Genomic DNA, 14447 nt, shown 5'->3' with positions numbered 1-14447 from the left:
GCCATGGGCACGCTTCCGGTCATCGACGCTCCGAATTGGTATGAAACCATCCGCATGGGCGAAGGCGTGACGCTGATCCACGAGCCGTGGATCAAGCCGTTCTTCCGCTGCAACATCTGGCATGTGCGCGGTCGCGACCGCGACCTGCTGTTCGACACTGGCCTCGGCCATTTCAGCCTGCGGCGCCATGTGCCGCTGGTGACGGAACGAAAACTCACCTGCGTGGCCAGCCACACGCATTTCGACCATATCGGCTGCCATCACGAATTTCCGGACCGCTGCGTGCATCCGGCCGAGGCAGAAATCCTCGCCGATCCTCGCAATGAATGGACGGTCGCCGACCGCTACGCGACCGACGCAATGTTCGACGGCCTGCCGCAGGGCTGGAATACGGCGCGCTACCGGATCCTGCCGGCGCCGGCCGATCGCTTGCTCGGGCAAGGCGACATCATCGATCTCGGCGACCGTGTCTTCGAGGTGATCCACACGCCGGGCCATTCGCCCGGCGGCATCGCGCTCTACGAGCAGAAGACTGGCATCCTGCTTTCCGGCGACATCATCTATGACGGCCCGCTGATCGACGATGTCTATCATTCAGCCGTCGACGACTATGTCGAGACGCTGTTACGGATGCGCGAGCTCGATATCGCGGTCGTGCATGGCGGCCATTTCCCGAGTTTCGGCAAGGTGCGCTATCGCCAGCTTATCGAGGAGTATCTCGCACAAAAGCGGCAGGCCGGCTGCCATCTGCTGCAGGCGCGATAGGCACCGGCCTCACGTATCGCGGGAGGTGCTTGGCGAATTCACAGCGCCCTTTGCGGGCACGGCGTGCCGGCGGCATCGCCGCAGCGTGAAGCCGTGGGTTGGGGTCTCAAACTCGTCTCTTCGGACTGGCGCACCAGTTGGGCAAAGGCAAGAGCAAAACTTCCCAGCATCAGGACGATGATGATCAGGCGTGTTACCGGCAATAGATTGGTCCGACTGGCTGGCCCCCACGCCGCCCATCCACTGCCGGCTAACATGATCGATCCGGCTTTACGAGAGTTTAATCTCCGTCTTAACCATCACATTCGCTTGTCACTCGACACGATGCGCGAGCGCCTGGCCGGCGCGCTTCCCGGCACTGTGTAGAACTCAGCACATGCCTGCCTTTGCAGATTTGCCCGCCCATGCTAACCCGGCGCTGGCGCGGCCCCAGCAACCGGTCGCCATTGGGGAGCCATGAGCAAAGCCGCCAACCGTTTCGCCTTCGTCTCGTCCGGCACCGCTGACGCCAATGCGGCGCTGGAAAGCCTGTCGGCGCGCTATGGCCAGGCATCCATCGAGGATGCCGAGATTGTCGTCGCCCTGGGTGGCGACGGCTTCCTGTTGCAGACCTTGCGCGACACGATGAGCACAGGAAAAAAGGTCTACGGCATGAACCGTGGCACCATCGGCTTCCTGATGAACGAATACCGCGCCAGCGGTTTGACGGGGCGCATCGCGGCGGCCGTTGCCGAAACGATCCGTCCGCTGGAGATGCAGGCGGTGACGGCAGAGGGCGAAACGATTTCGGCCTTGGCGATCAATGAGGTTGCGCTGTGGCGCCAATCCTACCAGACGGCCAAGATCCGTATCACCGTGGACGAGCAAGTGCGGCTGGAGGAATTGAACTGTGACGGTGTGATGATCGCGACGCCGGCCGGCTCGACCGCCTACAATCTGTCCGCGCACGGGCCGATCCTGCCGCTCGACGCACCGCTGCTGGCGCTGACCCCGGTCAGTCCGTTCCGCCCGCGCCGCTGGCGCGGCGCGCTGCTCTCCAACAAGGCGGTCGTGCGCTTTGAAATTCTGGAGCCGGAAAAACGGCCGGTGAATGCCGCCGCCGACCACACCGAGGTCAAGGGGGTGACCACGGTCACGGTCAGGGAATCACCGACGGCGACTGCGACGCTGCTGTTCGATCCCAACCATTCGTGGAACGAGCGCATTCTCGCCGAACAGTTCCGTTACTGAGCCGGTACAGCGACCGACAGCTCGATTAAGCATCGCGATTAAGGTTACGACTTCACAATCATGCCGTTCCCCGCCCGTTTCTGTTGACAAATCGTGGGCTTGCGCCTACCTGCAATACCAATCTTGCAGGCGCGCGGCGCTTGCCGCGACTGCTTACGTTGCGCCCCCGAACCAGCCAAAGACAGCCAAACTTGTCCTCAGACGCCCAGATCGCTCAAGAAGCGTTGACCTTCGCAGACCTCGGCCTGTCGCCGAAGGTCCTTTCCGCAGTCACCGATGCCGGCTACACCGAGCCGACGCCGATCCAAGCGGGCGCCATCCCGCATGCCTTGCTCGGCAAGGATATTTTGGGCATCGCCCAGACCGGCACCGGCAAGACGGCTTCGTTCGTGCTGCCGATGCTGACCCGCCTCGAAAAAGGCCGGGCACGCGCCCGCATGCCGCGCACACTGATCCTCGAGCCAACGCGCGAGCTTGCCGCGCAGGTCGAAGAAAATTTCATCAGATACGGCAAGAACCACAAGCTCAACATCGCGCTGTTGATCGGCGGGGTGTCCTTTGACGAGCAGGACAAGAAGCTGGAGCGCGGCGCCGACGTGCTGATCGCGACGCCCGGCCGCCTGCTCGACCACCGCGAGCGCGGGAAGCTTCTGCTCAACGGCGTCGAGATCCTCGTCATCGACGAGGCCGACCGCATGCTCGACATGGGCTTCATTCCCGACATCGAGCGCATCTGCGAAATGATCCCGTTCACGAGGCAGACGCTGTTCTTCTCGGCGACGATGCCGCCTGAGATCACCAAGCTCACCGAGAAATTCCTGCACGCGCCGGTGCGCGTCGAGGTTTCGAAGGCCGCGTCGGCCGCGACCAACATCATCCAGCGACTGGTGAAATCCGGCTCAAAACCCTGGGATAAGCGCGAGACGCTGCGCAATCTGATAAAGGCCGAGGACGCCGAGCTGAAGAACGCCATCATCTTCTGCAACCGCAAGGTCGAGGTTTCGGAGCTTTTCCGGTCGCTGCTGAAATATGATTTCGACGCCGGCGCGCTGCATGGCGACATGGACCAGCGCGCGCGCATGCAGATGCTGGCCAATTTCCGTGACGGTAAACTGCGCTACCTCGTTGCGTCGGACGTTGCCGCGCGCGGCCTCGACATCCCCGATGTCAGCCACGTCTTCAATTACGACGTGCCGATCCATGCCGAGGACTATGTCCACCGCATCGGCCGCACCGGCCGCGCCGGCCGCTCGGGCAAATCCTTCACCATCGCCACCAAGTCCGACACGAAATACATCGACGCGATCGAACGGCTGATCGGCAACAAGATCGAGTGGCATGACGGCGATCTGTCGACGGTCGTCGCCAGCGAGGGCGGAGAGGACGATGCTCCCCGCCGTGGCCGCGGCGCGCCGCGCCGCGCCGGTCGCAAGGACGACGACCGCAAGGACAGGGGCGAACGCAAACCGCGCGAACGCCACGCCAGGCAAAGCGAAGATGCAGCACCGGATACGACGGGCGAGCCAGTGATGGCCGAGACCGCAGTCACCGATGCCGGTGAGCGGCGCGCGCGCAAGGAAGCGATCCGCTCGGAAAATACCGAGCGCCAAGCCTCCCCCGAACGCCACGCTTCACCCGAACGCCAGGCTTCACCCGAGCGTAAGGCTTCGCCCGATCGCAATCGCAACGAACAGCGTGCGCCGGAACGTGGCGACACCAGGCCGCAGCGCGACGGCAATCGCCCTGCCCGCAATCGCCAGGAAGACAATGATGCGACCGTCGGCTTCGGCGACGATATGCCCGCCTTCATGCGCATCGTGGCCAAGGTCTGATCACAGCAGAAATTCTCAAATGCCAACGAAAACGGCCCTTTGCGGGGCCGTTTTCATGTCTGATATTTGCTTTGTTCAGGTTGGCGGCGCGAAAGCTGGATCTCAGCGTGTCGGTTCTAGTCCTAGGCGGGGTCGAGGCCGCCATGACCACGAGGCCGTCGACCGCGCCGCGTTGTCTTGCCTGATCCGGTGGCTACAGATTTTTGAATTCCAGGCGGGACGGCAACATATCCAGAAACGCGCGAACTTTGGCTGAAGATGATCTGCCTTCCGGCCACACGGCATGCATCGGCACTGGCACCGGCTCGAAGTCGCTTAAAACCACCTCTAGGCGGCCATCATCCACCAAATGCCTTATCTGCCAAAGGGGCGAGTAGCCCAAACCCAATCCGTGAACTGCGGCCGCATAGATCGGTGCCATCAAATTGGATCGAAAACTGCCAGCCACTTTCAACGCCCGAGGTTTCCCCTCGATCTGAAACATCCATTCGCCTGGACGCTGGTCGGAGGTTCGAACAATGCAACTGTGCTTGCTCAGTTCAAAGGGATGCGTTGGTCGGCCACGGCGTTCAAAGTAGGAAGGCGAGCCGAACACGACGCGCCGCAACGCGCCCAGGCGTCTGGCTCGCAAGCTGGAATCCGGCAAATTGCCGATCCGTATTGCCAGATCGAGGCCCTCGGCATCAAGGTCGACAAATCCGTCGGCGAGCTGGAGGTCAACCTCGACCTGAGGATGCATCTGCATGTAGTCGGCGATGACAGGTATTACGAAATCCGGGCCGAACAGAACTGGCGCGCCCACGCGCAAGATGCCCGATGGTTCCGATCGTTGGTTGGCGGCTTGGAGTCTTGCGTCGTTTATTTCGTCGATGGCGGGTTTGATGCGGTGGAAAAACGCCGCCCCAGCTTCGCTTGGTGTCGAACGGCGCGTCGTTCTCTGTACAAGCTCGACCCCGACGGATTCCTCCAGCGTCGCCAAAGACCGGCTGATCGATTGCAGTGAGCGGTTCAGCCGGCGTGCGGCGGCCGTCAAACTTCCGTGCTCGACGACTGCCATGAAAGCTTCAAAATCGTCTATCCGGCTCATGACATCTCCGTTTCTCTCGAAAATCGAGAGAAACTATCGCAAAGCCAAATAATTGTAACGCTGTTCGCGACGTTTTATTTCCCTGGAAGAAATCCCGAAAGGGCAGGTTTCATCGAAGGGAATTGTCATGCGAGCACCCGATCCAACCGTCCTGGTCGTGGGCGCAACAGGCCGATTTGCCGGATTTGTCGTGCCTGAGCTTATCCGCCGCAATGCCACTGTTCGAGCACTCATTCGCGACCCTGCGAACGCCGAAAAGGCCCGGAGGCTCGGGGCATCCGAGGTCGTGACCGGCAATTTGCGCAACCCTCAGAGCCTCGGAAATGCCGTCGAGGGCGTCGACGGCGTCTTCCACATCGGACCGGCCTTTGCCCCCGACGAAACAGCCATGGGTGTTGCCATGGTCGAGGCCGCTGGACGAGCGGGCGTTCAAAAATTCGTCTTCTCGTCGGTGATCCAGCCGACCAATACGAGGCTAAAAAACCATGCGAGCAAGGTGCCGGTCGAAGATGCTCTCTACTCGACGAACATGGAATACACCATTTTGCATCCTGCCAATTTCATGCAGAACATCGCAGCAGCCTGGCCGTCCATCGTTAGGGACGGCGTTTTCTCGGAACCGTTTCCAAAGACAGCAAAGCTGGCGCGTGTCGATTACCGCGATGTCGCCGAAGTGGCAGCGATCGCATTGACCGAAGCGCGGTTGTCTTATGCGACGCTTGAACTGTGCGCGGACGGTATGCATAGCCGGGAAGAGATCGTTTCAATGATGAGTGAGGAACTTGGCCGGTCCATTTCTGCTGGCGAGCCGACCTTTGGTGAGTGGGCGGCGAATACCCGTCTTCCCTACGATGACCGCCAATTGCAGCTGCTGGCTAAAGTCCATGAACACTACGCCAAATATGGTCTCGGCGGAAACAGCCTGACGTTGCGCTGCGCCTTGGGCCGCGAGCCGCGTTCGCTACGAAGCTTTATCCGAGAACTAGCCTTGCAAACGGCACAGGTCGCCTGATCGCGCCCACAAACATTTTCTGACTAGGAGATTTCCATGCAAGCATCACCGCACAAGACGTTGAAGCTGAGAAAACTGCCGCCTTCCTACAGTGCAGTGGTTATGCCGTTCGTTCTTTCAATCCTCATGACCTGCATCATCTCGGCGGTTTCGACGGCGATCGGCACCGGCTGGACGAACGGTTTCGTAGCGACCTGGTCATACGCATGGGGCGTATCATGGCTTGTTGCGTTTCCGAGCCTGCTGATTGTCCTTCCGATCGTGCGCCGGATCGTTGCGGCAATTGTCGATCAGTCGGTCCGACCCTGAAAACGAAGCGACGGGCACCGACGTTTCGTCGGTTCAGCAAAAGAAAAGCAAACAAGAACGGCCCCTTGCGGGGCCGTTCTCATGTTCAATGCCGTCTTCTAATTTTGTCTTGCTCAGGTGAGCGGTGAAAGTTGTATCTCGACACGGCGGTTCTGGGCACGGCCGTCGGCCGTCGCATTGGAAGCGATTGGACGCGTCTTGCCGAAGCCGGTGACGGCGAAGCGGCGGGAATCGACGCCCTGCCCGGACAGATAGTTGGCGACCGCCAAAGCGCGGCGCTGCGACAGGTCGAAATTGTGTTGATCGCCACCGGTCGAATCGGTGTGGCCGAACACGTCGACCGTGGTCTGCCGGAACTTGTTCAGCACAAGTGCGACTGAATTCAACACCTGATAGAAGCCGGGCTTCACCGCATCCTGGTCGACGTTGAAGGTGATGTCGGACGGCATGTTGAGGATGATCTGGTCGCCGGTGCGGGTGACGCTGACGCCGGAGCCCTGAAGCTGCCGGCGCAGTTCGGCCTCGTTCTGGTCCATGGTGGCGCCGATGGCGCCGCCGGCGAGCGCGCCGACGCCAGCGCCGATCAGCGCATTACGGCGATCGTTGCCGCCGGCAAGCAGGCCGAGCCCCGCACCCGCCAGCGCGCCGATGCCGGCGCCGGCCGCAGTGTTGGAAACCTTCTGCTCTCCGGTATACGGATCGGTGGTGGTGCAGGCGCTCACGAGTACAGCCGTCGCCACGGCGACGAGCACAGTCTTTTTCATTGGGTAGTCCCTCTCCAGTCCGCGGTCCCACCGACGGCGCGCCGCATCAGCCCTTCCGTCGCATCGACCCGAAAATCATCGATTTCGGAAGGCACGATGCATAGATTCAAAGTCTTAGAGCGTACTTTGTGCGTCCAAGTGGAGGCACGTCGCTCTAATGTCTTGTAACATGAAATGCGGCGAAAAATGGAACGGGAACGCGGCTGGCTATGGCTTTTCCCGGTCAAATTCCACGGCCGCGATATTGCGCAATTTTGATCGGCTACCAGAGACTATCGGTTACCAGAGATTCTTGCCGTCGATGACGACGACCTCGACCTGATCGAGATCGAAATCGTCGAACAGGCGCGAGTTCACGCTGATCTTCGGATTGTCGAAATCCGGCTTGCCGGTCGACCAGTCCGGCGTTTCGGTAAAGGTGCCGCAGCCGCAGGTGGCGCAGAAACCGTGTTTGATCGTTTTCGACCCCCACTGGTAGAATGAGACATTCTTGAGTGGGCTGGTGAGCTTGAATTGCGACGGGGTGTAGTAGGCCCATAACGAGCCGCGCTTCGAGCAGAAAGAACAGGTGCATTGCGTCACGGTCTGCGGCGCTTGCGAGACCTCGAATGTCGTCGCCCTGCAGTGGCAGCTTGCCTTTATGGTCATGAACGCCTTCCTCCCGATTGCCTGCCGCCCGCGCGGCAAGGCAACATAAAGAGACGCTTCTGACAACCGTCTGCAGCAAACTCGCTTGCCTGCGTCAGACGCGTGGCGCTTCAATCTTTTTTGATGCAAGTCGTCATCTCAAAACCGCTGCGCACTTTTGGGCGACATGCACTAAAACGACGACGGCGGCACGAACAGGCAGATGGTCTTTCCGTCGTTGGCGCCGGCGACCGAGCACCAGTGATATTCGCCATCGGGCGAATTCTTGATCCGTGTGTCGCTGTAGGCCACGACCTCGCCTGTCCCCTTGATGACGTAGCCCTCTGGACGCTCGCTGATCGAGGTCTGCGAGACGGCGCGGCAATCATAGCCCGAGCAACAGGAGAACGGATAACTCCAGCCTTGCGGCCTCGCCGCGGTCGGCTTGGCGTCGTGCGCCAAAGCAGGCACTGCAAATGTCATGGTGGCGGCCGTCAGAGCCACCACCGCGATGATTGAATTCAGGAGGCGGCGCGCCGTCTGGACGGCTGAGGCCGGTCGGGTTGTGAAAGCAGGCATGGGCGCAGTTCCTATCAACGAGTTCAAGCGTTTCGCTTGCCCGTTCCCGGATCGTGTCTTCCCAGTGGCCGGATCGTCAGGTCGCAGATACGCCGCGTCCGGCCATAAATGCTTTTTTCCCCCAGCCTTCGAATGCTGGGCTGATTCCTTTGTTGGCGCAAGAAAATTGCTGTGCAAGCCGAGCGCCGACATCTGCAGCCGGAACCAGACTGCCGGGGTTGACGAGAGTGACTTCATCAACCCCGGCAGACGGGATTGCAGATAACGAGATTCAGCTCGCAGTGGTTCCGGGCTAGGCGCCGGCAGGCCGGCAGCATCTACCCCCGAGGTAGAAGCTGTTGTGAAAAATTCGATGAAAAAACAAAGCTATAAAGCGACCGCTCAATTAGAGTGAGAGCCTGTTACTCAAGCGTGATGTTGCTGCTGCGTTGGTGCATAGGAGCTTCAGTCGATATCGGCCACCACCTCGCCGGCGCCGCCCTCGATGCGCTGCGACAGCGAGGCCTCCATGAAGTCGTCGAGGTCGCCGTCCAGCACGCTCGACGGGCTTGTGCTCTCGACGCCTGTGCGCAGATCCTTCACCAGTTGATAGGGCTGCAGAACGTAGGAGCGGATCTGGTGGCCCCAGCCGATATCGCTCTTCGACGCTTCGGTGGCGTTCGCCACCGCCTCGCGCTTCTTCAGCTCTTCCTCGTAGAGCCGCGAGCGCAGCATCTCCCAGGCCTTCGCCTTGTTCTTGTGCTGAGAGCGCTCGGCCTGGCAGGCGACCGCGATGCCGGTGGCGAGATGGGTGATGCGGACCGCCGAATCGGTGGTGTTGACGTGCTGGCCGCCCGATCCGGACGAACGATAGGTGTCGATGCGAACATCCGATTCGGAAACGTCGATCTCGATCGTATCGTCGATCACGGGATAGACCCAGACGCTGGCGAACGACGTGTGGCGGCGCGCATTGCTGTCATAGGGCGAAATACGCACGAGACGGTGGACACCGGATTCCGTCTTCAGCCAACCATAGGCATTGTGGCCCTTGATCAGCAGCGTGGCGGACTTAATGCCCGCCTCTTCGCCGTCATGCACTTCCAGCACCTCGACCTTGAAGCGGCGCCGCTCGGCCCAACGCGTGTACATGCGCAGAAGCATCGAGGCCCAGTCCTGGCTTTCGGTGCCGCCGGCGCCGGCATGGACCTCGAGATAGCTGTCGTTGGCGTCCGCCTCGCCCGAAAGCAGCGTCTCGATCTGGCGCGCCTTTGCCTCGCCGCGCATCGAGCGGATCGCCGCTTCCGCCTCGGCGACGACGCTCTCGTCGCCCTCTTCCTCGCCAAGCTCGATCAGGCCGATATTGTCTTCCAGCGCCTGGGTGAGGCCTTTGACTGCGGCGATGCCGTCCTCGAGGCCCTGGCGCTCACGCATCAGCTTCTGCGCCTCCAGCGGCTCGTTCCAGAGGCTCGAATCCTCGGCACGCACGTTCAGGTATTCAAGCCGCTTTATGGCCTGATCCCAGTCAAAGATGCCTCCTCAGCAGGGTAATCGCCTGCCTGATTTCGTCGACAATGTTCTGCGTTTCCGCGCGCATGGCTGGCTGTTCTGTCCTGTGTTGAAATGGTGCCCTATTGCTTAAACAGAGCTTGCGTTGGCGCGATACATAGGGACGGCACCGCCGCCTGTAAAGCGAAATGGGCCGGCTCGAAAGCCGGCCCAGAATGCCATATCCTATGTCAATAGAGCCCGCCGCCGCCGGACTGGATGGCTTGGTTGGCCTGTGGCGACAGCGAACCGCCGGAGGCGTTGGAGCCGTCCGCATCCATGCCGATTACCCAGTAGCTGTCGGCGGGGCCGGTGCCCGGCTTGAAGGCTTCGATAAAGGCGCCAGCGTCGCCTGGGTTGGCGCGCATGCCGGTCTTGCGATTGATGGCGATCAGCTTCATGCCTTCGGGGACCTTGAAATCGACATTGGGCGTGCCGTCCAGCGCCACGCGCATGACGTCCTTGAAGATCGGCGCGGCGAGGCCGCCGCCAGTCGCGCCCTTGCCAAGACCTTTCGGCTGATCGTAGCCCATGTAAAGCCCGACAACGAGATTGGGCGTGTAGCCGATGAACCAGGTATCCTTCTCGTCGTTTGTCGTTCCGGTCTTGCCGGCGATGTGGCGGCCGAGTTCGGCGACGGTGGCGCCGGTGCCGCGCTCTACGACGCCCTCCATCATCGAGGTGATCTGATAGGCGGTCATCGGATCGAGCACCTGCTCGGAATTGTCGACCAGTTCCGGCTCAGGCTGGTTCTGCCATTCGGCGGCGTTGCAATTTTCGCAGCCGCGTTCGTCCTGTCTGTACACCGTCTTGCCGTAGCGATCCTGGATGCGGTCGATCAGCGTCGGCTTGATCGACTTGCCGCCGTTGGCCATGATCGAATAAGCCGACACCATGCGCATCACGGTGGTCTCGCCCGAACCCAGCGCCATCGGCAGGTACGGCGCCAGACGGTCATAGACGCCGAAGCGCTCGGCATATTCCGCGACCAGCTTCATGCCCATGTCGTTGGCCAGGCGCACAGTCATCAGATTGCGCGACCTCTCGATGCCGGACCGCAAGGTCGCCGGGCCAGCTGTCCTTCCATCGTAGTTCTTCGGCGTCCAGGTCGTGTTGCCGCTCTTGATGGTGATCGGGCCGTCCATGATCACCGAAGCCGGCGTATAGCCATTGTCGAGGGCGGCCGAATAGACGATCGGCTTGAACGACGAACCCGGCTGCCGCATGGCCTGCGTGGCACGGTTGAATTCGGATTGCGAGTAGGAGAACCCGCCGACCATGGCCAGAACACGGCCGGTATGCGGATCCATGGCGATCAAGCCGCCTTCAACTTCGGGGGCCTGGCGCAGGATATAGGCTCCGTCCGTACTCTCTTTCTTCTGCACGAAGATGACGTCGCCCGGCTTCAGCACATCCGCCGGCGACTTGGCCTTGACGGTCTTGCCGTCGACTACATGACGCATGGCGAAGCTCATGTCCTCGCGGCTGACGGTGCCTTCGATGCGATCCTTGACGAGTTCGCCCGAGATCTGCCGCGTCGGCCGAAGGCCGATGGACAGGCCGCTCTCCGAGCTGTCGAGCACGACGGCGAGCGACCATTCGGGCACGTCGTCAAGTCCCTTGACTTCGCTCAAAGGCACGCCCCAGTCGCCGGATACGCTGATGGTCTTCACCGGCCCGCGATAACCGCGCAGCGTATCGAACTTCATCAGGCCGTTCTGCATGGCTTTGCGGGCGATGAGCTGCATCTTGGGATCGAGCGTCGTACGGACGGACAGGCCGCCCTCGTAGAGCGCATTCTCGCCGTAGCGCGCGCTGATCTGGCGACGCACTTCCTCGGTGAAGTATTCGCCGGCGAACAGATAGGTGCCGGAGCGGCGTGGCTTGACGCCGAGCGGCTCGGACTTGGCCTTGGCGCCTTCCTCGGGCGTGACGTAGCCGTTGCCGACCATCTGGTCGATGACCCAGTTGCGGCGCTCGATGGCGCGGTCGGCATATTTGAACGGGTGATAGTTGGAGGGGCCCTTCGGCAAAGCCGCCAGGTAGGCCGCCTCCGCCACGGTGAGCTCATTCACCGCCTTGTCGAAATAGGTGAGTGCTGCGCCGGCGACGCCGTAGGCGCCAAGTCCGAAGAAAATCTCGTTAAGGTAGAGCTCGAGAATGCGATCCTTCGAATAGGCCTGCTCGATGCGGAAGGCGAGGATCATCTCCTTGATCTTACGCTCGTAAGTCTGGTCCGAGGACAACAGGAAGTTTTTCGCCACCTGCTGGGTGATCGTCGAGGCGCCGACTTGGCGCTTGCCCGAGCCGAAATTCTGCAGATTGACCATGATTGCGCGGCCAAGGCCGGTCATATCGATGCCGGGATGATTGTAGAAATTCTTGTCCTCGGCAGACAGGAAGGCCGCCTTGACACGATCCGGCACCGCCTGGATCGGCAAATACAGGCGGCGCTCGCGCGCATATTCGGCCATCAGCGCACCATCGGACGCATGGATGCGGGTCGTCACTGGCGGTTCATACTTAGCCAGGACCTCGTAGTCGGGCAGATCCTTCGACAAATGGCTGATATAGATCGCCACGCCCGCCGCGACCAAAAGGGCCAGAGCCGTGCCGATGCCGAAGAAATAGCCAATGAGACGAATCATGCCCGCTCCAGTCCTTGGTTCGGGAATCTCCTAAACGAAGCCGCCTTTCGCGCAAGCTTTCGAGATAATCCCGACCAGTAATCGAAAACCCATGTCGCCACCATGTGGGGAAAATGCGGCAGCACGGAATTTCGGTCTCGAATCGGGGAAATAAGTACGGGGTGTTGTTGTCGTGCAACGCTGCCTCTGGTTGTGGGCGACGGCTGGCATCTCAGCCTCCGGTTCCTGCTCCGACCCTGGCTGAAGCGAACAGGGCGATGGCATTGGTTATGCTCTGGGCCGCCTTGCCGCGCCAATCGGCACTGAGCAGTTGCGCCTCATCCTTGGCGTTCGACAGATAGCCGAGCTCGACCAGCACGGAGGGGACATCTGGCGCCTTCAACACCTTGAAGCTGGCCGAACGCTGCGGATTGTTGATGAGGCCGACGCTGGTGGAAAGCTGGCCGACCAAAGTCTGGGCGAAACTCATCGAGAAACTATGCGTCTCGCGGCGAATCAGGTCGATCAGAATGTCGGTCACTTCCTTGTTATCGTCCTTGATCTCCATGCCGGCGAATTGGTCGGAAAGGTTTTCACGATCGGCGAGCGCCTGCGCTTCGGGATCGGACGCCTTGTCGGAGACCGTGTATACGGTTGCGCCGCGAAGGCCCTTGACCCTGATCGTGTCGGCGTGGATCGAAATGAGCAGATCGGCCTCGTGCTGGCGAGCAATGCGCACGCGGTCGTCCAACCGCAGGAATTGGTCCGTCTCGCGCGTCATGAACACGTCGTACTTGCCGACTGCGGCAAGTCTGGCCCGCAACTCGGTGGCGAAGGCGAGCGTGACGTTCTTCTCGACCGTGCCGTTCAGGCCCTCGGCGCCGCCGTCGATGCCGCCATGGCCTGGATCGATGACAACAGTGAAGCGACGGCCTGGATTGGAGATCGGCCCGGTGCCGACCCTGCCGCCCTTGTCGGGGGAGATCGTCGAACCGGTGGTCAGCGCCTGATTGGCAAGGGCGGCGTCGAACTCCCGCGCGGACGCCGCCGACATGTCGATGGCGATGCGGTAGCCGTTGCCGTCTTCATTCTTGAGCACGTCGAGCCTGTCGACGGCGAACGGGCCCTTGCCGGTGAGAATCAGCCGCGACACTCCCTCGCCGAGATCGCCGTAGCGCACCCCCCTGACCAGGCCGCGCGCCTTCACATCCTTGGCATTGATGGCAAATTTCGTGCTTGGCAGGTCGACGACCAGACGGTGGGGGCCACGCAGCAGGAACCATTTGACGTCGGGCTCGCGGTCGAAATTCATGACGATGCGCATCTTGGTGGCGTCACCCGCCATTTTATAGGTCGTCGCGGTAAGCGGCGCGTCGCCAGCAAAGGAAACAGGCGAAGAAGCCAGGCAAGCGACAACCAGCAACAGCAGACAAGCGGCGTGGAAGAGATCGTCTCTGGCACGACCGCCCTTGTGCGTGAAGACTGCCAGTCCCATCTCTTTCCAGTCGCTCCGGTTTGGCGCCAGGCGCCCAATCTTACTTGTCGGAGTGTCGGCGTCTTGTCGAAATGCCGGCTAGGCCGCGAACTCGATTAACGATTGGTATCCAGAGAAGGTTAACCAAGCCTTTTCATCCAAAGGCTTAAAGCCGTGCTTCCGTTGCGGAACCGCTTTTTGCCGGCATCCGAAATCGGGGTTGCCTTCCAACCCGCCAAATCATAAAAGCGATGGTGGATCACTGCAATCCTGGAACCGTCCTTCTCCGCAGCTTCCCGCTACAGGTCAGATGAACGACGGCTCCTTTCGCTTCAGGCGAAAAAGGTATCAGGTGATCGCGACGAATTTCGCAGGTGTGAGCCCGTGGCGGGGGAAACGCCTGCGTGAGGAAAACGGCCGGGATTGTCCCGCGCCGGCTCTGTACGAGCAAACAAGCTGGTCCGGTTTTCCCGGGCTTTGGTTCAAAAAGGTTCTGCTGGTTACGATGGCTTCAAGCGCAATCATGGAAAGGTCCGCAGCAAACCGCGCCATTATGGCTGCGGGCGGCACCGCCATGGCGCTAAGGCAGCGGCCGGCGGACATTCAATTGCCCG

At 61.0% G+C, this 14447-nt stretch carries 13 protein-coding genes; 5 read left to right on the top strand and 8 right to left on the bottom strand.

Translation table 11 applies throughout. The features are described 5' to 3' along the window. Positions 1-3: 3 nt before the first annotated feature. A complete protein-coding gene (locus tag EOC94_RS30035; RefSeq protein ID WP_127295125.1) occupies positions 4-765 on the top strand; it encodes an MBL fold metallo-hydrolase in 762 nt (253 codons plus the stop codon). Between the two features lie 38 nt (positions 766-803). Here the strand turns inward: EOC94_RS30035 and EOC94_RS30030 are convergent, their stop codons facing one another. Continuing rightward, on the bottom strand, positions 804-968 hold the full coding sequence (locus EOC94_RS30030; protein ID WP_245458044.1) for a hypothetical protein: 165 nt from the start codon (positions 966-968) through the stop codon (positions 804-806). Positions 969-1221: 253 nt separating this feature from the next. Between EOC94_RS30030 and EOC94_RS30025 the strand changes: the two genes are divergently transcribed. Next, positions 1222-1995, top strand: a complete 774-nt coding sequence (locus EOC94_RS30025; RefSeq protein WP_126106734.1) for an NAD kinase — start codon at positions 1222-1224, stop codon at positions 1993-1995. Between the two features lie 191 nt (positions 1996-2186). Continuing rightward, on the top strand, positions 2187-3827 hold the full coding sequence (locus EOC94_RS30020) for a DEAD/DEAH box helicase (RefSeq protein ID WP_185928355.1): 1641 nt from the start codon (positions 2187-2189) through the stop codon (positions 3825-3827). A gap of 193 nt (positions 3828-4020) precedes the next feature. Here the strand turns inward: EOC94_RS30020 and EOC94_RS30015 are convergent, their stop codons facing one another. Beyond that, entirely contained in the window at positions 4021-4914 is an 894-nt protein-coding gene (locus EOC94_RS30015) for a LysR family transcriptional regulator (protein WP_127295123.1), read from the bottom strand. 127 nt (positions 4915-5041) lie between these two features. Here EOC94_RS30015 and EOC94_RS30010 point away from each other — a divergent pair, with 127 nt between their 5' ends. Then, positions 5042-5926, top strand: coding sequence for an NmrA/HSCARG family protein (locus tag EOC94_RS30010; RefSeq protein ID WP_127295121.1), 885 nt, complete (start codon positions 5042-5044; stop codon positions 5924-5926). A 36-nt stretch (positions 5927-5962) separates the two neighbouring features. Continuing rightward, positions 5963-6235, top strand: coding sequence for a DUF2798 domain-containing protein (locus EOC94_RS30005; RefSeq protein ID WP_127204406.1), 273 nt, complete (start codon positions 5963-5965; stop codon positions 6233-6235). Positions 6236-6348: 113 nt separating this feature from the next. Here EOC94_RS30005 and EOC94_RS30000 read toward each other — a convergent pair whose 3' ends face one another. The 6 genes from EOC94_RS30000 to EOC94_RS29975 form a co-directional block, all read right to left on the bottom strand. Next, positions 6349-6999, bottom strand: coding sequence for an OmpA family protein (locus EOC94_RS30000; protein WP_095489478.1), 651 nt, complete (start codon positions 6997-6999; stop codon positions 6349-6351). 279 nt (positions 7000-7278) lie between these two features. After that, positions 7279-7647 (bottom strand): GFA family protein, encoded by a 369-nt coding sequence (locus EOC94_RS29995; RefSeq protein ID WP_095489479.1) that lies wholly within the window; start codon positions 7645-7647, stop codon positions 7279-7281. Between the two features lie 171 nt (positions 7648-7818). Then, the gene (locus EOC94_RS29990) at positions 7819-8205 is read right to left on the bottom strand and encodes a hypothetical protein (protein ID WP_127295119.1); all 387 of its coding nucleotides are present in this window, start codon (positions 8203-8205) and stop codon (positions 7819-7821) included. 444 nt (positions 8206-8649) lie between these two features. Continuing rightward, positions 8650-9781, bottom strand: a protein-coding gene (gene prfB, locus EOC94_RS29985) for a peptide chain release factor 2 (protein WP_101954579.1) whose coding sequence is annotated in 2 segments (ribosomal slippage) — positions 8650-9714 and positions 9716-9781 — 1131 coding nt in all. Because the reading frame shifts where the segments join, the coding sequence is not laid out codon by codon here. Positions 9782-9923: 142 nt separating this feature from the next. Beyond that, positions 9924-12380 carry a penicillin-binding protein 1A gene (locus EOC94_RS29980; RefSeq protein ID WP_127295117.1) on the bottom strand — a complete coding sequence of 819 codons (2457 nt, stop codon included), beginning with the start codon at positions 12378-12380 and terminating at the stop codon, positions 9924-9926. A gap of 211 nt (positions 12381-12591) precedes the next feature. Continuing rightward, entirely contained in the window at positions 12592-13854 is a 1263-nt protein-coding gene (locus EOC94_RS29975) for an N-acetylmuramoyl-L-alanine amidase (protein WP_127295115.1), read from the bottom strand. Positions 13855-14447: the final 593 nt, after the last annotated feature.

Source organism: Mesorhizobium sp. M6A.T.Ce.TU.016.01.1.1 (assembly GCF_003997065.1).
Classification (GTDB): Bacteria; Pseudomonadota; Alphaproteobacteria; order Rhizobiales; family Rhizobiaceae; genus Mesorhizobium; species Mesorhizobium mediterraneum.
This window is presented reverse-complemented; position numbering and strand designations above follow the sequence as displayed.